The sequence below is a fragment of the Photobacterium panuliri genome (assembly GCF_059920555.1).
This window is the reverse complement of record NZ_CP197193.1, coordinates 1,271,880-1,290,305: the sequence shown is the minus strand read 5'-3', so window position 1 is coordinate 1,290,305 and position 18,426 is coordinate 1,271,880. Positions and strand designations below refer to the sequence as shown.

The following is an 18,426-nucleotide window of genomic DNA, read 5'->3' as shown; positions in this document are numbered from 1 at the left end:
GGTGCTATTCCGCCCGATTTTTTTGATATTACCCACCAGACATCAAAGGTACGTCATGCAAATTAGCCAGCTTGAACAACAAGATCTCAGCGTTGTACTCAAATTGTTCGGGGCGTTGTTTTACTACCAGCCCAAAGATTATGCCGCGGCTAATCTGGATGCGCTGCTCCATAGTGTCGATACGCCTGTTGCTGCGTTGAACGAGGTGCTTGCCCGTTTCTCTGCTGAGGATCTATCCATGTTGCAGCTCGAACACGACCGTTTGTTTTCGGGGATAGGCGAGATGCCTGCACCGCCGTGGGGCTCTGCGTATTTGGATCGGGAAGCGGTGCTGTTTGGCGAATCCACCATTGTTTACCGGTACTTTTTGCAGCGTTGCGGCTTTGTGCTGGACTCGGCGCAGCGAGAGCCTGAAGATCAGATCGGGCTGATGCTGATGGTGCTCGGGATGTTGCTTGAGTCAGGCCGCGAGGAGCTGGCCAGAGAACTGTTGGGCGAGCACCTGATGACATGGTTCGGCTTTTTTAATCGGCGTTTTGCGGTTGCTGCCGCCCAGGCCCCTTATGCCTTACTGGCCGAGGTAACGGCGGATGTGCTGGGAGCACTGTGCGATCATTACCACGTTGTGGTGCCAACCAAGCGAGATTATCTGGATGCCGCACTCTGAAGTGATTGATCATAGCAAGCGTCGGCTATTCGGGCTCTGCCGCCCGGCCGTGCAACCGCGAAGCGAGCCGCGAATGAACGCACGTCCGCCTTTTGCGGTTGAGGAGTCGATGTTTGTTCGTCTGTGCGATGGTTGCGGCCAGTGCGCGGCGGCATGCCCCAATCAAATTATCGAAATGGCAGGGGGCGTGGCTGCCATTGATATTAACTATGCCTTTTGTGACTTGTGCGGGCAGTGCCAGCAGGCCTGCCCGACGCTTGCGCTGTCCGGCCAAAAGATCAGTACGGGGTTGGTGGCGACGGTCTCCAATAGTTGCGAAAACCTCTACGGCTACTGCGGTAGCTGTGAAGACAGCTGCCAATACGGGGCATTAATATGGCAAGACGATGCCAAGCCGATTATTGATGCCGATAAGTGCAATGGTTGCGGGCAATGTGCCCAAAGCTGTTATACCAGTATGATTAGCTTCCAACTCAAACGATAAATATACCCAAGCACCCTCGTATTTATGATGCTTATTTAAGAGCAGTAAGTAATAAGGTATGAGGTTGCTTGGTATGTTTATTTTTAATTTCTCCCTATTATAAATTATCGATGTTTTTGTCTTGTTGCGCTTTTAGTCTAATCATGATTTTCATGACTTTTAGCTGCGCAGTTATGGTTTTTATTTATATATCGTCTCTGTTTTTCCATAGAAATTATGGTGTTTAAGACAGTTTTTGTGGGCTGAAGAGCCTCCTCCTATTTCTTTCTATACTTAATAATCATTCTCATCAACGGTTTACCTCATTCCATAAAGACATAAAAATACAATATTAGATTGATGTTTTATGTGTTTATAGAGCATTTCCTCAGGAATAATATGGCCAATAAGAGTCATATTAATAACTCTCTTTATTTGAAGTGGCGCATGTGATCTTATTTTGCCGATAATGATTCATGCGGTTGGGTGTTGCCTTTAAGATTTTGTATTGAATGGTCTGAATATAATATTTGGGCGGTCTTGCATGTTTTTTAGATATTCCCATTTATACATTCTTATTGAGTTTAAATAGAAATATTTATATTTCTTTAAATGTGACTGAAAAAATTAAATTAATAAATAGAATGTGTTTGGAGTATTTATGTGCAAAGACTGTGGTTGTTCTTTAACTGATCATCATCACCACGATATAGTCCAAAATCCGCAGCTAAATGATAAGAAAACGCTGAGAGTCATCCATAAAATACTCGATAAAAATGATCTCGAAGCGGCGCATAACCGCCAGCATTTTGAGTCGCACGGGGTCTCGGCATTCAATTTGATGAGCAGCCCGGGCAGCGGCAAGACGACCCTTCTTGAGCACTTGCACCAACACACCTCACTACGTTATGCCGTGATTGAAGGCGATTTGGAAACCTCGCGCGATGCCGATCGCTTGCAGGCTCAGGGTATTGCTGCCTACCAAATTCAAACCGGATCGGCCTGCCATCTGGATGCGTTTATGGTCCACGGCGCGCTGCATCATCTCCCGCTGGATAATCTTGATATCTGCTTTGTTGAAAATGTCGGAAACTTGGTTTGCCCTGCCAGTTACGATGTGGGTACCCACAAGAATATTGTTTTGGTTTCGGTTCCCGAAGGCGATGACAAAATTGAAAAATACCCGGTGATGTTCCGCCGTGCTGATCTGGTTCTGCTGACCAAGTGCGATTTGCTGCCGTATTTTGATTTCAGTGTCGAGGAAGCACGCGAGCAGGTTGCAAAGCTCAACCCCAATGCCGTGGTTCTTGAAGTGTCGGTAAAACAGCCCGAGACATTGGTCCCTGTTGTGGATTGGCTTAACAGCCAGATTCAGTGAGGAGGCACTATGTGTTTGTCAGTGCCATCGAAAATTATCGCTATCGACGATGATGATCTGAGCGTCACGGTTGAATCGCTCGGGGTGCAACGCAAAGTCAGCCGTCATTTGTACATGGAGCCATTGGCGATCGGCGACTATGTCTTGATCCACATCGGTTTTGTGATGAATAAGATCGACAAGGCCGATGCCGAGCTAAGCCTTGCGCTCTATCAGGAAATGATTGATAAGCTCGAGGATGGAAACGAACCATGCTCGATATAAAGCAGCTCTATGACGGTTTCCGCAATCCGGAAACGGTGCGTCATCTGGCGCGTACCATCAAGGATGAGGCCGCGGATCTTGCCGCTCCGCTCAATATCATGGAAGTGTGTGGCGGTCATACCCATACCATTATGAAGTTTGGTCTCAAGGCGCTGCTGCCCGATAACATCCAGTTTATCCACGGCCCCGGCTGTCCGGTGTGCGTCATGCCCAAAGAGCGGATTGATCACGCCGTGACGCTGGCAATGCAGCCGGATGTGATTCTGGTGACGCTGGGGGACATGATTCGGGTGCCGGGCTCGCAGGGGAGTCTGGCCCAATGCCGCGCCCGTGGCGGCGATGTGCGCCCCCTCTATGATCCGCTCGATGCATTGCGCATCGCGCAGGACAACCCAACCAAAACTGTCGTTTTCTTTGCCATCGGTTTTGAAACCTCAACCCCGATGACTGCCGTGCTGTTGCAGCAGGCCGAGTCACGCGGGGTCACCAACTTGCTGTTCCATATCAACCATGTCTTGGTGCCACCTGCCGTCAATGCGGTAATGGATGATCCCCAAGTGCAGGTCAATGCCTTTATCGGCCCGTCGCACGTTAGCGTGATTCAGGGGGCGAAGATTTACCAGCCGCTGGTGGATAACTTTGCCACCCCGGTGGTTGTGGCGGGGTTCGAGCCGGTCGATGTGATGGAGTCGGTCTTGCGTCTGGTTCGGCAGAAAGTGGCCGGCGAGGCGAGGGTCGATATCCAGTATAGCCGTGCTGTTAGCCCTGATGGGAACGTCCCAGCCCAACAGTTGGTGAATACTTACTTTGAAACCCGCGACGCGTTCCGCTGGCGTGGGTTGGGGCCCATTGCCCATTCCGCACTTCGCCTCAAGCCCGAGTATGCCCATCGTGATGCCGAACGTCAGTTCGGTGCCGTTCTTACCGATCGCGAAATTGACGACCACAAAGCGTGCCAGTGCGGCGATATTCTCCGTGGTCTTGCCAAGCCCGCAGACTGCCGAGTGTTTGGCCGGGGATGCACCCCGCAGCGCCCGCTTGGCAGCTGTATGGTGAGCTCGGAGGGAGCCTGCAACGCCTATTACCGATATCAAGGAGTGCTGAATGAAAGATAAATATATCCAACTGAGCCACGGTGGCGGCGGCGAAGAAATGAACCAGTTGATCAAGGGAATGTTCTTTTCTGCGTTCGACAATGAGGTCTTGCGGCAGGAAGAAGACGCGGCGGTATTGTCGCTGTCGAACCAGACCGCTTTCACGACCGATAGCTTCACGGTATCACCGCTGATCTTCAACGGTGGCGATATCGGCAAACTGGCGGTGGCCGGTACCGTCAATGATCTCGCGATGATGGGTGCCCAGCCGCTCTATCTCAGCTGTAGCTTTATTTTGGAAGAAGGGCTGGCGATTGAAACCCTCGGCACCATTGTCGAGAGCATGGCCAAAGAGCTTCAGGTCAGCGGGGCGCTGGTTGTGTGCGGCGATACCAAAGTGGTGCCGCGCGGTTGTGCCGATGGCATCTTCATCAATACCGCAGGCTTGGGCCAGTTGCGGCGGCCGGGCATTTCTGCCCATCAGATCCGCGAAGGGGACGCCATTATCGTGTCGCGCGATATTGGCTGCCACGGTGCAACGGTGCTGATGAACCGCGAGGGGCTGGAACTGAGTTCGGATCTGCAAAGTGACTGCGCCACCTTGTGGCCGGTGGTCGAGGCATTGATTGCGGCGGGCATTGATATCCATGCCATGCGTGATGCGACCCGGGGCGGTTTGTCGGCGGTCGTCAATGAATGGGCCCGTACCGCTGCTATCGGTATCACACTGGATGAAAAGGCGATTCCGGTTCGTGACGAGGTGCGGGGCCTGTGTGAGCTATACGGCATGGAACCGTTTGATCTCGCCAACGAAGGGACGTTCGTTCTGGCCCTGCCAGCCGAGCAGGCCGAAGTGGCACTGGCCGTGATGCGTCATTTTTCTTGTTGCCCAGAGGCGGCGGTGATTGGCTGTGTGGACCAGCGCCAGATTGGCCGGGTTCTGCTGACTACCCCGTGGGGCAGCCTGCGCTACCTTGATGCCCCGCAAGGTGAGCTGTTACCGAGGATTTGCTGATGCATGAATACTCTATTGTCAGCGCGCTGATTGACCAGTGTGAACGCCATGCCCGTGAGAATCAGGCGAACCGAGTGACACGGGTCGCCATCAAGGTCGGCCAGCTTAGCGGCGTGGAGCCTGCGTTGCTGGAGACGGCGTTTGAGACGTTCAAGCAAGAAGGGGTATGCCGCGATGCCGTACTCGAGATGCAAATTCAGCCTCTGGTGATCCGCTGTCGTGAATGCGGGCATGAAGCGGTGATGGAGACACGGCAGGTGATCTGCCCGCACTGTAACAGCCGGGATACCGATGTCATTGATGGTGAGGAGCTGCTGCTGATGCAGCTGGAGCTGGAAACCTGAGCCCTGCAACGTGACGGGTTTACTCTCGTCTTTTTTTTCGCATGAGATTCCTTGGGCCGTCTGCCTATCGGGCTGGCGGCCATCGATACCACAGAAACAACCAACCCATAATAATAAGGATGAGCAATGGATACACATGCTGCCCTCTACGAGCTGGGTAAGGCCCGGCTAGAACAGCTGCGCCAACTCCCCAGTAATAAACAACAGCCTTTGCAAGAGCGCTTGGCTGAAAATGGTATTAGCCGCCGGGAATTTCTTGTGTGGAGCGCGACCCTGACGGCCGCGTTGGCACTGCCTATGCCTTTTAGCTCGCTGGTGGCCGAGGCTGCCGAGCTGGCAGATCGGGTGCCTTTGATCTGGCTGCACATGGCCGAATGTACCGGGTGTTCAGAGTCCTTGATCCGTTCATCGACCCCGGATGTCAGCACGCTGATTTTTGATCATGTATCGCTTGAGTATCAGGAGACCTTGATGGCCGCAGCAGGCTGGCAGGCGGAAGAAAACCTTGATGCGGCGATGCGCAACTACAAGGGCCAGTATCTGCTGGCAGTTGAGGGTGCTGTTCCGACCGCTAACGGGGGGGCTTTCCTTACCTTGGGCTGCAAAGGTCGTACTGGCTTGGAGATGGTGCAGGAGGCTGCGGCAGGGGCGGCAGCCATTATTTCGGTAGGTACCTGTGCGTCGTTCGGCGGGGTACAGGCCGCCAAGCCTAACCCAACTGGTGCCAAAGGTGTCCATGCCGTGGTTGACCGCCCGGTGATCAACCTAGGTGGTTGCCCGCCGAGTTCTTCGAACATTGTCGGCACCCTGATGTATTTCATCATGTTCGGCAAGTTGCCGGCCCTTGATACTTTCAACCGTCCGAAATGGGCTTACGGGGCCCGAGTGCACGACAACTGCGAACGACGCGGCCATTTTGACGCCGGTGAATTTGTCGAAGAGTTCGGTGATGTCGGTGCAGAGAACGGCTACTGCCTATACAAAATGGGGTGCAAGGGGCCTTACACCTACAACAACTGCCCGCAGGAGCGTTTCAACAACCATACCAGTTGGCCTGTTTTGGCCGGTCACGGCTGTATTGGTTGCTCCGAGCCGGATTTTTGGGATGACATGGCGGATTTCGAAAAGCCGCTTGGCCGCCAGCTGTTGCATGGTCTGGATGCGACGGCGGACACTATTGGGGCCGTCACCCTTGGCCTGACCGCGGTAGGAATTGGCGCTCACGCAGTGGGTAGCTTCTTTGCCGGTACGTATAACGATGAGGACAACTAAGAATGAGCAAACGTGTTGTAATTGACCCTATCACCCGCATTGAAGGGCACCTTCGCATTGAAGTCGAGGTCGACGAGAACAATGTGATCGAAAAGGCGTGGGCGTCTTCGACCTTGTTCCGCGGGCTGGAGATCATCCTCAAGGGCCGTACGCCGTTTGACGTCGGTTTGTTGGTTCAGCGCATCTGCGGTGTTTGTACCTTCTCGCATTACCTGTGCGGCACCATGGCGGTGGAAAATGCCATTGGCGCGGCCGTTCCGATGAATGCCCAGTACCTGCGTTCGATGATGCTCGAAGCACTGCACATGCATGACCATATCGTGCACTTCTATATCCTGCACGGCCTCGACTGGATAGATGTTGTTTCTGCCCTGAAGGCGGATCCAGCCAAGGCCGCCCAGGTAGCAATGAAGTATTCCGATACCCCGATGGCTGCCGGTGAAGGCGAGCTGCGTGCGGTGCAAGAGAAAGTGAAGAAGTTTGTCGATACCGGCAAGCTTGGGCCATTTGCCAATGCCTACTGGGGGAACCCGTCGTATTCGTTTACGCCGGAGCAGAACCTGATTGGTTTGTCTCACTATTTCAAGGCGTTGGAAATTCAGCGTGTTGTGGCCGAAATGATGGCGATTTGGGGCGGCAAGAACCCGCACCCGCAATCGGTAGTGGTTGGTGGGATCACCTGTGTCCGTGACATGATCAACCCGGCAAGGCTGCAGGAGTGGGAACAGCGCAGGGCCACGGTGGTGGAGTTTATCGAGCGTGCCTACCAGGCTGATTTGATCATGGCGGCTGATGCCTACGGCAAAGAGACCTCGGTGCTCGGCGGTGTCAACGTGCGCAACTTCATGTCGACCGATGATGTACTGGTTGGCCAGAACCAGCACCTGTTCAAGAGCGGTATTGTTCGCAACGGCGACTTGGCCAATGTCGAGGATATCGACCCGTACAAGATCGAAGAGGATGTCACTCACTCTTGGTATAACGCGGCGCACCCGCAGCATCCGCTTGATGGAACGACGATCCCCGAGCATACCCCGTTTGTCGAGCGCGATACCGTTTATGGCAAGCTGCCGACGGTTGACGGCGAGGGCAAATATTCATGGGTGAAATCCCCGCGCTATGCCGGAGAACCGGTTGAAGTCGGCCCGCTGGCCGCCATGCTGGTGAACTACGGCCGTGGTGTGCCGGAGGTCGTCGAGGTTGTCGATGACTTCTTGGCCCGTACCGGGTTGCCGAAGGAAGCCTTGTTTACCACGTTGGGCCGTACTGCGGCTCGTATGCTGCATACCTTGGTGCAGGCCCGTCATGGTAACCGTACCTTTGATGCCCTTGTCACCAATATCCAGTCTGATACCTCGACTTACATTGCGCCGGATCTCGATGCAGCTAAGGAGTACAAGGGCTTTGCGATGGTCGAAGCGCCGCGTGGCCTGCTGAGTCATTGGATTCGGATCAAGAATGGTTTGGTCGAGAACTATCAGGCCGTGGTGCCGACCACATGGAATGCCGGCCCGCGTGACGGCAATGGCAAGGTGGGCCCGTACGAGGCTTCTCTGGTTGGCCTGAAACTGGATGATCCGACCAAGCCGTTGGAGATTTTGCGGGTGATCCACTCCTTTGACCCGTGCATGGCCTGTTCGGTACACGTGATGGACTACAAGGGTCAGTCTCTGAGCCAGTTCCGTATCGATCCTAACGCACTGTAAGGAGTTCGCGATGAGTACTGAAGAAGTTCTCTATAAACGAGAGCGGGTCTTTTCTGTTGTTATCCGCGTCTGCCACTGGCTGCGGGCCTTGGCGATTACGGCCTTGGTGATCACGGGTTTTTATATCTCGTGGCCGTTTTTGGTCGCACCGGATAGCAGTGACGTGCTGGTCAATGGTTGGATTCGTTTTGCCCATGAGGTGTTTGGCTTCATGCTGGTGGCAATCACGATGGCCCGGGTCTACCTGTTCTTCTTTAGCCGCAGCAATGTGGAACGACGTTCTATCAGTGATGCCCTGAGCACCAAGAGCTGGCTTCAGCAGATCAAGGCGTATTTGTGGATGGGCAAGCCGCCGCACCACGGTGCCTACGGTCCGTTGCAGCTGATGGTGTATGCCGGTATTTCGACATTGGCCATCTTCATGTGCGTAACGGGGTTGATGCTGTATGACAACGTTTATCACGGTGGTCTGGCGGCCTTGCTACTGCCGGTGACGGACTACCTGACTCGCCTGATGGGTGGGCTCGCGAATGTTCGTTTGTGGCACCACTACGTGACATGGGCCTTCATCATCTTTGTGTTTATGCACATCTACATGGTGGTATGGACCGGGATCCGATTCCGTAACGGTTCGGCCGACTCGATCCTGTCCGGTTACGATTACAAATCCGTCCGTAAGGATCACGCTGAATGAAGATATTGCTGCTTGGTATTGGCAATGTCTTGTACGCCGACGAAGGAGTCGGCGTACACTTCGTTAATTATATTGCTGAAAATTACCGCTTTAGTCATCCCGAACACCACATCGACACCTTGGACGGTGGCACGCTGGCTCAGGGGCTGACGCCGATCCTGTCCCGCTATGACCACTTGGTTGTGGTGGATACCGTCAATGCCGCCGGGGCCGAGCCCGGTCAGGTCTATTACTTCAACTTTGATAATGCGCCGCCGGAAATCGACTGGCAGGGCAGCGCCCACGAAGTGGAAATGCTGCAGACCCTGATCATGATGGAGATGGTGGGCGATCGGCCGGATACCTGGATTGTCGGCGTGGTGCCGACCGTACTGGAGCCTATGCATTTAGGTCTGACAGGAAAAATTCAGGCGGCGATCCCGGTGATGGAAAAAGCCCTGCTCGACCATATGGGCTCGCTGGGTATTGAGTGTCGGCGGGTTGCCGATGTCGATATCAATACCTTGATCCCCGATTCATTCAAACGCGGCTAATGTCAGGTGTTTTATGAAGCTAATTCGATTTTCTTTTGCCTGTTCGCGCAAGGTGCCGTTTTACGCCCAGTTGTGCAACCATTACCTTGATTATCCTGAACTGCAGGTCACTATCGCTTGGCACAACAGCTGCTTTATTCTCGAAGCGGAGGGCAACCAGAGCCAGTTGGAAGCGTTGGCCGCGTCGGTTGCCAAGGATTTCCTTTACTCAATCTGGTTGACGGATGCCAAGATGGAGGAGGTCGCGGAGCGGATCGGCAGCCGCAGCGCTCTCAGCCACCTCGCGGTGCAATTGCCGTTCTGTAACCATTGCCATCCGCAGTTTTCCGACAACCAGTCATCCCTGTTTGGCCAAATGGTGCTGGAATGCCCGCTGTGCCATGGTGAAAAGCACGTACCCGGTGAGGTTTCGCTGGGTGGCTTGCAGGAGCTGGCTGCCCAGTTGCGCCGTTGCGGCGAGGCGAAACTGATTTGGGCGGGGCACCGCTATGATTTCCGGACCACGCCGTTTGCCGATGGCCTGCGGGCGCAGGTTCTGGTGTGCAACCCCAATCGGCTTTCTGCCCATTTTGCGGCAGAGCACCACCATGTCTTGGCGTTATCGAGCTTAGAAAAGCCTCGGGTTGCGTTACGTGCCAAGGAGGATCACCAAACATTGGTGCATACCCTATACGATGTGCGCTTTGCCTGGAGCCGGGCACTGTCTGTTTTGGCCGAGGTGCTGCGCCAGCAGGGGATGGACTATCTCTTTTACCACACCAGCGATGCCAAGATGGCGGTAGCTTGGGTTAACGGCCAGTGGAGTGAGCTGGCTTACTCCTCGCAAATGCCGTTGCCCAACCCGCTGTTCGGGATCAAGGAGCCGTTGCATGACAGCGCGACAATCCGTGGTCTGCGTGCCGACTGGCTCAAGGGCAAGGTTAAGGGCAAGGTGATGTTTTCGTCGCATACCCCTGACACCTCAGGGCGGGAAACCCATGCGCTGTGCGCGCTTCATGGTGGCAATATCGAATCGGGCGTGTTGCGCAATAGTGCCGTGGTGTATTTTAGCGACCAGTCCCCCGGTCAGCTGGCCGTTCTCGATCACCGCCTGAATACCGAGGCGTTCTTTATGCTGCGCCCATTGCCCAAAACGGGGGAGCAGTTGCTTCACGAGTTGGAGGCGCGGGGGCGTAGCGAGCTGGTCGGCCGCTTCACCACCGAGTACCCCGATGCCATGGCCGAGATGGCCTACACCTTGTTTCAGGGCGAGCGCGATAACCTCACCACCTTGTTTGCGGCAGCCGCCTGTGTGATGGGGCTGGCGTCATCGGGGTTGTCGAAGCAGCAGTTGGCCGATCGGGTCGTCGCGGCGGCGTTGGCCTACCGTGGCAAGAATGCGCACCGTATTGATTTTGCCTTTGATGAATCGTCGCCGGTAAGCGGGTTGGATTTCTACCAGACCCTAGCCAGTATCATGGCCTTTCGGCTTGCCACCAACGGGGATGACAGCCTAGTGCCCAAGTTGGCGTTTGGGATCATGGATTCCTTGGCTGACTATCTGGCTACGTGGATCGAGCACCTCGACGGCAAGCATGGTATCGAGCAGGTCGTGCTGGCGGGTAATGAAATGGGCAACGAGTGCCTTGCCCAGCGTATCGCGGTACGCGTTGGCAAGAACTTTTCCCTGTTCGCCAACCGTCGCCTGATGCTCGATGGCAGCAACCTTAGTGTCGGTGCCTTATTGCTCAAGCAGCGTCGCCGGAGATAAGCACGATGGCTGTAGCAACAACAATTCGCCATTGTGAGGTGAAAATCCAAGGCATTGTGCAGGGGGTCGGCTTTCGGCCTTTTGTCTATCGCGTGGCAAAGGGGTTTGAACTGGATGGCACGGTGCTGAACAACGCGCAGGGCGTGACGATTCACCTTCATGGCAGCGCGGCATCGGTTGAGGCTTGCGTTGCGGAAATCATTGCCAATCCGCCGCCGTTGGCCCGCATTGACGGTTGTAAGGTAGAGGAGCTCGCCCAATGGCTGCCGGTTGACGGTTTCCATATCATCGGAAGTGAGGAATCTTCTGCGGGGGCTACCGTTGCGCTGTCGCCGGATATGGCAACCTGTGAGGACTGCCTTGCTGATATGGCCGATCCGGCCAGCCGTTTTTATCGCTACCCCTTCACCAACTGTACTAATTGTGGCCCGCGTTATTCGATTATTCGCCATCTGCCCTATGATCGGCAGGCGACATCCATGGCGGGTTTTGCCATGTGCCCGGATTGCGCCCGTGCCTATCATGATCCACTGGATCGCCGTTATCATGCCCAGCCGATTAGCTGCCATCATTGCGGGCCCCAGTTGCGCTATTTGACAGTCGACGGCGCGGTAACGGGCTCAGAAGAGGCCGCTTTGAGCGAGGCAATCACGGCGTTATCACAGGGGAAAATTATCGCCGTCAAAGGATTGGGTGGTTTTCATTTGATGTGCGATGCCACCAATGATGCCGCCGTCCAGTTGCTCCGCGCTCGCAAGCAACGCCCGGCCAAGCCGTTGGCCGTGATGGTGAAGGACGAGGCGATGGCCCGACAAATTGTCGTTGGTGACAGCGATGAGTGGCGGGTGCTGGGTAGTGCCCGTCGGCCGATTGTCCTGATGCAAAAGCAGCCGCACCCGGTGTGCGCAGTGGCTGATAGTGTGGCGCCGGATATCGACACACTGGGCTTGTTCTTGCCTTATACCCCGTTGCATACCCTGCTTCTGGAAGGCTTGGCGACGCCGCTGGTGGCAACCTCGGCCAATATCAGCGGGGAGCCGATTCTCACTGATTATGAGTCGGTGCTCGGGCAGCTGGCGCAGGTGGTTGATGGCATTTTGGACCATGACCGTCCTATCGAGCACCCGTGTGACGATAGCGTCGTGCAGGTCATCAACGGTCAGGAGATGGTACTCCGGCTCGGGCGCGGGTATGCCCCGTTGAGCTTTTCCCTACCTGAACCGGTTGACCGCACGGTCTACGCGGCCGGGGCCCAACAGAAAAACAGCTTGGCTGTCGCGTTCGAGCGGCAGGTTCTCGTCAGCCCCTATATTGGCGATCTCTATACCTTGGCCAGTGAGCAGCACTATCGCCAAGTCTCCGATTTTCTTATTCATTGCTACGGTTTGACACCAGAAGTCGCGGTGCACGATTTGCACCCTGATTATGCCTCGACCCGGATTGCTCAGGCGTTTCCTGCGGCGCATCTCGCGGTGCAGCACCATTATGCGCATATTCTCGGCCAGTTGGCGATCAACCAACGGACCGCGCCTGTGCTGGGGTTTGCCTTTGATGGTACAGGGCTGGGTGATGACGGCAGTGTGTGGGGATCTGAGGCGATGGTGGCCGATGTTCATGGCTATCGGCGTGTTGCCAGTCTTAAGCCTTTCTTGCTGATAGGCGGTGACAGTGCGGTCAAGGATCCGACCCGGTTAATGCTGGCTCTGCTGTTCGAGCGGTTCAGCTTAGATGAGGTTATCGCGATGGAGTTGGAGGCTCTTGATGGCGTAGACCCTCGCTGGATACGAAACCTGCACCGGTTATGGGCATCCAAGGCGGCCTGCGTGGCCTGTAGCTCGATGGGACGTCTGTTTGATGCCGTTGCCCGGTTGTTGGGCTTGGTTGGCCAGACCCAGTTTGAAGGGGAGGCCGGAATGAAGCTTTCCGCGCGGGCGGCACTGGCGGGCGCGGCTGATGGCAATGGCCAATGCGAAGAGGCACGGACGGCGTTTGAACTGCCGTTGGTGGCGTTTGAAGGGCGCGAAGTGTGGGATACGCAGGCGTTGTTTGGGCAGATCGTCGCGGCGGTCAACGCGGAGCCCTTATCGCATGCACGGACGGCCTCTATTGCTTTGGGTTTTATTCAGGCTCTGGCCGATGCTGTTTGCCAGCTATCCGTTGCACATTATTCCCAAGCCAAGCTGGCTGGGGGAGAAAAAGAAGAGCAGCCTTGTATCGCTTTGTGCGGCGGGGTGTTTCAAAACAAATTGCTGTATGCCTTGTGCCAGCAACAACTTATCGCGTTGGGCTTGCCGGTTCTGCCTTGCAAGCAACTCCCGGTCAACGATGCCAGCATTGCGCTGGGCCAACTCTGGTATGGAATTCACAATGAACAATAATACGTTCCCATTCGTGGTGAAACGAAAAAACAACGGGACGCAGGCCAGAAGACGATCGGCACTGTGCTCCGCCCTTTCTGTGTCGGTGCTATTGAGCGGTGCGGCTTGGCACCCGCTTGCGTGGTCTGCGGTATCGGATCATCCGGCTGCTTCGGTGCAGGCCACGGACGGTTATGATCAGCCAGTGACACTTTCGCTGGGGGATGAGCCGGAGGCCGGTTTCGATCCCATTTATGGTTGGGGCCGATACAATAATCCTTTGATCCAATCGGCTTTGCTCAAACGCAACGGCGAGCTGAATGTGGAAGGTGACTTGGCGGAGGGCTGGACGCTCTCCCCTGACAAGAAGGCGTGGACTGTCACACTCCGTCCCGGCTTGGTATTTAGTGACGGCACGGCACTGACGGCGGAGGATGTCGCCTTTACCTATCGTACGGCCCAGTCGGCCGCGACGCTCTATGATTTGAGCAACCTTGACCGGATAGAGGTTAACTCACCGGAATCGCTGACCTTCTACCTCAAGCAAGCGGATATTCTGTTCGCGGATACGCTGGCCTCGCTGGCTATTGTGCCGCAGCATGCGTACGGGGCGGATTATGCGCAGCATCCGATTGGCTCCGGCCCGTATCAGTTTGTGCGCTGGCAAAAAGGACAGCTTCTCGAATTGGTAGCCAATCCCCTGTATTACGGCCCTCAGCCTCATCTCCGCCATCTTATTATCGTTTTTAGCGATGAGGAGAGCCGCTATACCCAGTTGCTGGCCCGTCAGCTCGATCTTGCAGCGATCCCGCCGCAATATGCACGTAATCTTCCGGGAACGACCAAGTTATGGAGTATCACCAGTGTCGATAACCGGGGGATCGCCTGGCCGATGGTGCCTTATGACGGCCATAGCATTGGCAATGATGTCACCAGTGACAAGGCCATACGGACAGCAATCGATGGAATCATTGACAGGAAGCTGCTGGTCGACGCCTTGCTGGATGGCCACGCGAGGCAAGCATACTCGATAGCCGATGGTCTGCCGTGGAGCACTGAACCGGTTCACCGCCATACCTCTTTGGATCAGGCCAAGGCGCAACTGGATGCGGCTGGCTGGCAGGTTCAGCCTGACGGTGTTCGGGCCAAGAACGGGGTGAGGGCTGAGTTTACGCTCTATTACAAATCCGGTGACAGTATTCGCGAGCAACTGGTGCTGGCCGTGGCGCAGATGATCAAACCGCTGGGCATTGCCGTCAGGACTAAGGGAACAAGTTGGGAGAATATCAGCAAGGTGATGCACCGCTCCCCAGTGCTGTTCGGGTTCGGGGCGCTGTCGCCAAGCGAGATGCGCTACACCTACCATAGCCGTTTTCGCGGAGTGGATTTCTACAATAGCGGGTATTATAGCCGTCCCGCAGTGGACCGCGAGCTGGATGCGGCTCAGTCATCGCCGTCGTGGCTGGAGGCGATGCCCCATTTCCAACAGGCCCAGCAGTTGGTCTATCAAGATGTCCCTTGGACGTGGCTGGTGAATTTGCAGCATTTGTATGCGGGCAATCCTTGCCTTAATCTGGCTTCGCCGATGGTCGAACCCCACGATCACGGCTGGCCCCTGACGAATAATATTACCGACTGGACGTGGGAGTGCTCGGCCCGGCCATGATGTTTTCGATATTCAGGACCAATATCAGGCTGGGGCTGCAGCTCCTGTTGGTGGTTGTGCTGGCGTGGGGGCTGCTTGCCTTTTCCCCGTTGGATCCTGTCACCCAGTACCTTGACGGCAATGTCTTTGCTGCATCGGCGGCGCAGAAGGTGCTGTTGGCCGAGCGGCTGGGGATGAGCGGGTCTGGTGGTGTGCCTGATGGTGTGCCTAGTGGTGTGCACTGGTGGCCGGTGGTCTCGCAGTGGCTGGCGAACCTTATTCGCGGGGATATGGGATTTTCTAATCTCTACCGTCAGCCAGTGCTGGATGTGCTGTGGGCGCGGGGACAGCTCTCTTTGCTGCTGATGGGATCAAGCTGGCTGCTTGCGCTGTTGGTGGGGTATGTGTTGGGCTTGCTTGCCGGTCTTTTTTCCTACCGCTGGGTCGACAGTATCATCCGCACTTTTGCGTGGGTGCTGGCTGCCATTCCGCCGTTCTGGCTCGGAATGGTGATGATCGCCCTGTTCGCGGTGAAGCTCCAATGGGCTCCCGCGTGTTGTGCCGCCCCGTATCATAGCAGCTTTGGCGATCAGGGGATGGCCAGCATGTTATTGCATCTGGTTTTGCCGATGACCACGCTGGCATTGGTCTACATGGCTCCGCTGATATTGCATACCCGGGAAAAGGTCATCGATGTATTGGCTGACTCCCCGGTGCAATATGCGCGTCTTCATGGCCAAAGTGTCATGGCGCAGATCCGCTTCCATGTTGTGAAAAACAGTCTGCTTCCAGCCCTTGTGCTTCATCTGGCCTGTTTTGCCGAGTTGTTCAGCGGTTCGATCTTGGCCGAGACGATTTTCAATTACCCGGGGTTAGGGCAGACGCTGGTGAAAGCCGGATTGGCGAACGATGTTGCCCTGTTCATGGGGGCAACCCTAATTAGTGCCGTACTTGTTTTTGTTGGCAATATGGCAGCATCGCTGTTTGCCGCCGGGTTAACGCCGGGAGTGCGGGGGTGAGTGCTGTGTTATGTCTCCGTAAGTTACGTTTGATGGCGTGGCCGCTGTGGGGCGCGATATTCTTGGTTGCGATAGCGGTGCTGTGGCCTCAGTCTGGGCTGGAACTTAATTTGCTGGCCCGCAACATGCCGCCTAGTTGGCTGCACCCCTTCGGAACCGACTGGCTCGGGCGGGATATGCTGACCCGTAGCTTGAAGGGCTTGCTTAACAGCCTTTTTCTGGCTTCTGTGGCTGTGGTGATCAGCAGTATGCTGGCGATGGTGCTTGCTTTGGCCTCGACGTTAAATCGTTGGATCGGCAGTGGTATTGAGTTGTTGGTCGATGTCTTCTTGTCTTTGCCGCACCTGCTGCTTTTGATTTTGTTGTCGTTGGCCTTCGGTGGCGCGTCATCGGGGGTGGTGGCCGCCATTGCGCTGAGTCATTGGCCGCGCCTGACCCGCTTGCTGTTGTGCGATATGCAGGCCGTGACGCATTCGACGTATTATCAACTGGCCCAGCAGTTTGGGCAGCCAAGATCCCATTTGTTGCTCCGGCATATCGTTCCCCATGTTGCCCCCCAATGGCTGACCGGGGCATTGCTGATGTTGCCCCAGGCCCTGTCACACATGGCGGGATTGACGTTTTTGGGGTTTGGCCTTGAGCCATCAACACCGTCGATGGGGGTGATATTGTCTCAGGCCAGTCGTTATCTTCTTGCCGGTGAATGGTGGCTGGCCGTGCTGCCCGGTGCCTTGCTGGTGGTCTGTCTGTTGTTGCTGTCGTTGCTGGCCCAGCGAGTCAGCTTGCTGATCCGCGGGCAGTGCTCACCGTTGTCGTTATACCGTTCGTCTTTGTCCGAGAATCATTATGCTGCACGTTAATCAATTGGCCATTGCTGCCAATAACGGGGGAACATATTTGCTCCACCCGCTGAGCTTTACCTTGGCGCAAGGAGAAATCGTCGGGGTTATTGGCGAGAGCGGAAGCGGCAAGAGCCTGCTGGCGCATGCCATGCTTGGTCATGCCCCCAAGGGTTACCGTTTGCAGGGGGATATCCAAGGCGTTGGATCGGTGGCACTCTCAGCCCAGTCGGCGTCGGTGTTCGATCCGCTCAAAAGCGTCAGACAACATCTGTCACGTTGGCTGTTGCGTTCATCTTGCCAAGAAGAGAGTACGGCATCCCACCACCGCTGGAGCACGTTGGGTATCGATCCGGAGATTGCGGGTAGCTACCGTCATCAGCTCTCTGGCGGCATGGGCAAGCGGGCCTGCTTGGCGCAGGCTCTTGTGCAGTCCACGTCCTATATTCTGGCGGATGAACCCTGCGCCGGTTTGGATGAGGCAGGCGCACAGCGTACTTACCGCCAGTTGCGCGATAAAGCCGATAGCGAACACCTTGGGCTGCTGATCATCTCGCACAATTTGCGCCAGCTGCTGACGTGGGCCGATCGTATTTTGGTTCTGCGCCATGGTCAGTTGGTTGATGTCACGACCCCCGCAGCGATAAGGCGGGGGAACTGTGCCCCGTACAGTCGGGCGCTTTGGGAGGCATTGCCGGAAAACTGGGGGGAAAGCCATGTTGATGCTGCGTAATGGGGTGGTTTGCTATCAGCGAAACCGTCTCTCCTTGTGTGATCTTTCACTGGCTCGTGGCGAGGTGGTGGGATTGTCCGGGCCGAGTGGCGTAGGCAAGTCGACTCTGGCCAAAGTGCTGGCGGGGATCCAGCCGCTAAGCAGCGGCATGTTGTCGGTTCCTGAGCGGCAAAAGGGGCAGGCGAATCCCGTTCAATGGGTGGCCCAGCAGCCGGAATTTGCCTTTAACCCGTATTTGACAGTGGGCCAGTCGTTACGCGAGAGCTGGCGATCAGAGGATTTTTTCGCCTTGCTGGATGATTACCGTATTTGCCCGAGTTGGCTGGAGCGTTATCCGCAGCAGTTGTCCGGCGGGCAACTGCAACGGCTCAATGTCGTTCGTGCTTTGATCCCGTCAACCCAGTATCTGCTGTGTGACGAAATATCGGCCCCGCTCGATCTGCTGACCCAAAAGCACCTTTGGCAAACCTTGCTGGGCCATTGCCGGGCGAGGGAATTGGGCGTACTGGTGATTTCCCATGATCGTATGCTGTTGGGCCAAGTTTGCGACCGTCTACTGAGCTACTGAGCTACTGAGCTACTGAGCTACTGAGCTATTGAGCAACTGACTACTGAATTTGGGCCTTCGTCTTCCGGTGAATGCCGGCTTGTAA

General features: G+C 55.7%; 18 protein-coding genes. All 18 read left to right on the top strand.

The window, feature by feature from the left end; all coding sequences use genetic code 11:
- Positions 1–55 precede the first annotated feature (55 nt).
- The gene (locus ACSF8X_RS22030; RefSeq protein WP_500851473.1) at positions 56–667 is read left to right on the top strand and encodes a molecular chaperone TorD family protein; all 612 of its coding nucleotides are present in this window, start codon (positions 56–58) and stop codon (positions 665–667) included.
- The gene (locus ACSF8X_RS22025) at positions 654–1,151 is read left to right on the top strand and encodes a 4Fe-4S binding protein (protein WP_500851472.1); all 498 of its coding nucleotides are present in this window, start codon (positions 654–656) and stop codon (positions 1,149–1,151) included. The genes ACSF8X_RS22030 and ACSF8X_RS22025 overlap by 14 nt, the downstream gene beginning before the upstream one ends.
- A 640-nt stretch (positions 1,152–1,791) precedes the next feature.
- The gene (gene hypB, locus ACSF8X_RS22020) at positions 1,792–2,508 is read left to right on the top strand and encodes a hydrogenase nickel incorporation protein HypB (protein ID WP_047880839.1); all 717 of its coding nucleotides are present in this window, start codon (positions 1,792–1,794) and stop codon (positions 2,506–2,508) included.
- A 9-nt stretch (positions 2,509–2,517) separates the two neighbouring features.
- Positions 2,518–2,772: a HypC/HybG/HupF family hydrogenase formation chaperone gene (locus tag ACSF8X_RS22015; protein ID WP_047880838.1), complete on the top strand. Its 255-nt coding sequence runs from the start codon at positions 2,518–2,520 to the stop codon at positions 2,770–2,772.
- On the top strand, positions 2,760–3,887 hold the full coding sequence (gene hypD, locus ACSF8X_RS22010; RefSeq protein WP_500851471.1) for a hydrogenase formation protein HypD: 1,128 nt from the start codon (positions 2,760–2,762) through the stop codon (positions 3,885–3,887). Before ACSF8X_RS22015 ends, hypD begins: the two co-directional genes overlap by 13 nt.
- Positions 3,877–4,881: a hydrogenase expression/formation protein HypE gene (hypE, locus tag ACSF8X_RS22005; RefSeq protein WP_500851470.1), complete on the top strand. Its 1,005-nt coding sequence runs from the start codon at positions 3,877–3,879 to the stop codon at positions 4,879–4,881. Before hypD ends, hypE begins: the two co-directional genes overlap by 11 nt.
- On the top strand, positions 4,881–5,225 hold the full coding sequence (gene hypA, locus ACSF8X_RS22000; protein WP_500851469.1) for a hydrogenase/urease nickel incorporation protein HypA: 345 nt from the start codon (positions 4,881–4,883) through the stop codon (positions 5,223–5,225). The genes hypE and hypA overlap by 1 nt, the downstream gene beginning before the upstream one ends.
- A 126-nt stretch (positions 5,226–5,351) precedes the next feature.
- Complete coding sequence (hyaA, locus tag ACSF8X_RS21995; protein ID WP_500851468.1) at positions 5,352–6,497, top strand: nickel-dependent hydrogenase small subunit; 1,146 nt, start codon at positions 5,352–5,354, stop codon at positions 6,495–6,497.
- A 2-nt stretch (positions 6,498–6,499) separates the two neighbouring features.
- Positions 6,500–8,203, top strand: a complete 1,704-nt coding sequence (locus ACSF8X_RS21990; RefSeq protein ID WP_500851467.1) for a nickel-dependent hydrogenase large subunit — start codon at positions 6,500–6,502, stop codon at positions 8,201–8,203.
- 10 nt (positions 8,204–8,213) lie between these two features.
- Complete coding sequence (gene cybH / locus ACSF8X_RS21985; protein WP_047880832.1) at positions 8,214–8,897, top strand: Ni/Fe-hydrogenase, b-type cytochrome subunit; 684 nt, start codon at positions 8,214–8,216, stop codon at positions 8,895–8,897.
- The gene (locus ACSF8X_RS21980) at positions 8,894–9,430 is read left to right on the top strand and encodes a HyaD/HybD family hydrogenase maturation endopeptidase (RefSeq protein ID WP_500851466.1); all 537 of its coding nucleotides are present in this window, start codon (positions 8,894–8,896) and stop codon (positions 9,428–9,430) included. The genes cybH and ACSF8X_RS21980 overlap by 4 nt, the downstream gene beginning before the upstream one ends.
- A 13-nt stretch (positions 9,431–9,443) precedes the next feature.
- Complete coding sequence (locus ACSF8X_RS21975; protein WP_500851465.1) at positions 9,444–11,180, top strand: Kae1-like domain-containing protein; 1,737 nt, start codon at positions 9,444–9,446, stop codon at positions 11,178–11,180.
- Positions 11,181–11,185: 5 nt separating this feature from the next.
- Positions 11,186–13,558, top strand: coding sequence for a carbamoyltransferase HypF (hypF, locus tag ACSF8X_RS21970; RefSeq protein WP_500851464.1), 2,373 nt, complete (start codon positions 11,186–11,188; stop codon positions 13,556–13,558).
- Positions 13,548–15,203 carry an ABC transporter substrate-binding protein gene (locus ACSF8X_RS21965; protein WP_500851463.1) on the top strand — a complete coding sequence of 552 codons (1,656 nt, stop codon included), beginning with the start codon at positions 13,548–13,550 and terminating at the stop codon, positions 15,201–15,203. The genes hypF and ACSF8X_RS21965 overlap by 11 nt, the downstream gene beginning before the upstream one ends.
- On the top strand, positions 15,200–16,201 hold the full coding sequence (locus ACSF8X_RS21960; protein WP_500851462.1) for an ABC transporter permease: 1,002 nt from the start codon (positions 15,200–15,202) through the stop codon (positions 16,199–16,201). The genes ACSF8X_RS21965 and ACSF8X_RS21960 overlap by 4 nt, the downstream gene beginning before the upstream one ends.
- Entirely contained in the window at positions 16,198–17,061 is an 864-nt protein-coding gene (locus tag ACSF8X_RS21955; protein ID WP_500851461.1) for an ABC transporter permease, read from the top strand. The genes ACSF8X_RS21960 and ACSF8X_RS21955 overlap by 4 nt, the downstream gene beginning before the upstream one ends.
- Positions 17,048–17,773, top strand: a complete 726-nt coding sequence (locus tag ACSF8X_RS21950) for an ATP-binding cassette domain-containing protein (protein WP_500851460.1) — start codon at positions 17,048–17,050, stop codon at positions 17,771–17,773. The genes ACSF8X_RS21955 and ACSF8X_RS21950 overlap by 14 nt, the downstream gene beginning before the upstream one ends.
- Positions 17,757–18,341 carry an ATP-binding cassette domain-containing protein gene (locus ACSF8X_RS21945; RefSeq protein WP_500851459.1) on the top strand — a complete coding sequence of 195 codons (585 nt, stop codon included), beginning with the start codon at positions 17,757–17,759 and terminating at the stop codon, positions 18,339–18,341. The genes ACSF8X_RS21950 and ACSF8X_RS21945 overlap by 17 nt, the downstream gene beginning before the upstream one ends.
- The last annotated feature ends 85 nt before the right edge of the window (positions 18,342–18,426 follow it).

Coding starts and splice junctions, on each gene's coding strand:
- hypF (WP_500851464.1), top strand. CDS start 11,186: ATGGCTGTAGCAACAACAATTCGCCATTGTGAGGTGAAAATCCAAGGC.
- ACSF8X_RS21945 (WP_500851459.1), top strand. CDS start 17,757: ATGTTGATGCTGCGTAATGGGGTGGTTTGCTATCAGCGAAACCGTCTC.
- ACSF8X_RS21975 (WP_500851465.1), top strand. CDS start 9,444: ATGAAGCTAATTCGATTTTCTTTTGCCTGTTCGCGCAAGGTGCCGTTT.
- cybH (WP_047880832.1), top strand. CDS start 8,214: ATGAGTACTGAAGAAGTTCTCTATAAACGAGAGCGGGTCTTTTCTGTT.
- ACSF8X_RS21965 (WP_500851463.1), top strand. CDS start 13,548: ATGAACAATAATACGTTCCCATTCGTGGTGAAACGAAAAAACAACGGG.
- hypB (WP_047880839.1), top strand. CDS start 1,792: ATGTGCAAAGACTGTGGTTGTTCTTTAACTGATCATCATCACCACGAT.
- ACSF8X_RS21960 (WP_500851462.1), top strand. CDS start 15,200: ATGATGTTTTCGATATTCAGGACCAATATCAGGCTGGGGCTGCAGCTC.
- ACSF8X_RS21950 (WP_500851460.1), top strand. CDS start 17,048: ATGCTGCACGTTAATCAATTGGCCATTGCTGCCAATAACGGGGGAACA.
- ACSF8X_RS21980 (WP_500851466.1), top strand. CDS start 8,894: ATGAAGATATTGCTGCTTGGTATTGGCAATGTCTTGTACGCCGACGAA.
- ACSF8X_RS21990 (WP_500851467.1), top strand. CDS start 6,500: ATGAGCAAACGTGTTGTAATTGACCCTATCACCCGCATTGAAGGGCAC.
- ACSF8X_RS22015 (WP_047880838.1), top strand. CDS start 2,518: ATGTGTTTGTCAGTGCCATCGAAAATTATCGCTATCGACGATGATGAT.
- hyaA (WP_500851468.1), top strand. CDS start 5,352: ATGGATACACATGCTGCCCTCTACGAGCTGGGTAAGGCCCGGCTAGAA.
- ACSF8X_RS22030 (WP_500851473.1), top strand. CDS start 56: ATGCAAATTAGCCAGCTTGAACAACAAGATCTCAGCGTTGTACTCAAA.
- hypD (WP_500851471.1), top strand. CDS start 2,760: ATGCTCGATATAAAGCAGCTCTATGACGGTTTCCGCAATCCGGAAACG.
- hypA (WP_500851469.1), top strand. CDS start 4,881: ATGCATGAATACTCTATTGTCAGCGCGCTGATTGACCAGTGTGAACGC.
- hypE (WP_500851470.1), top strand. CDS start 3,877: ATGAAAGATAAATATATCCAACTGAGCCACGGTGGCGGCGGCGAAGAA.
- ACSF8X_RS22025 (WP_500851472.1), top strand. CDS start 654: ATGCCGCACTCTGAAGTGATTGATCATAGCAAGCGTCGGCTATTCGGG.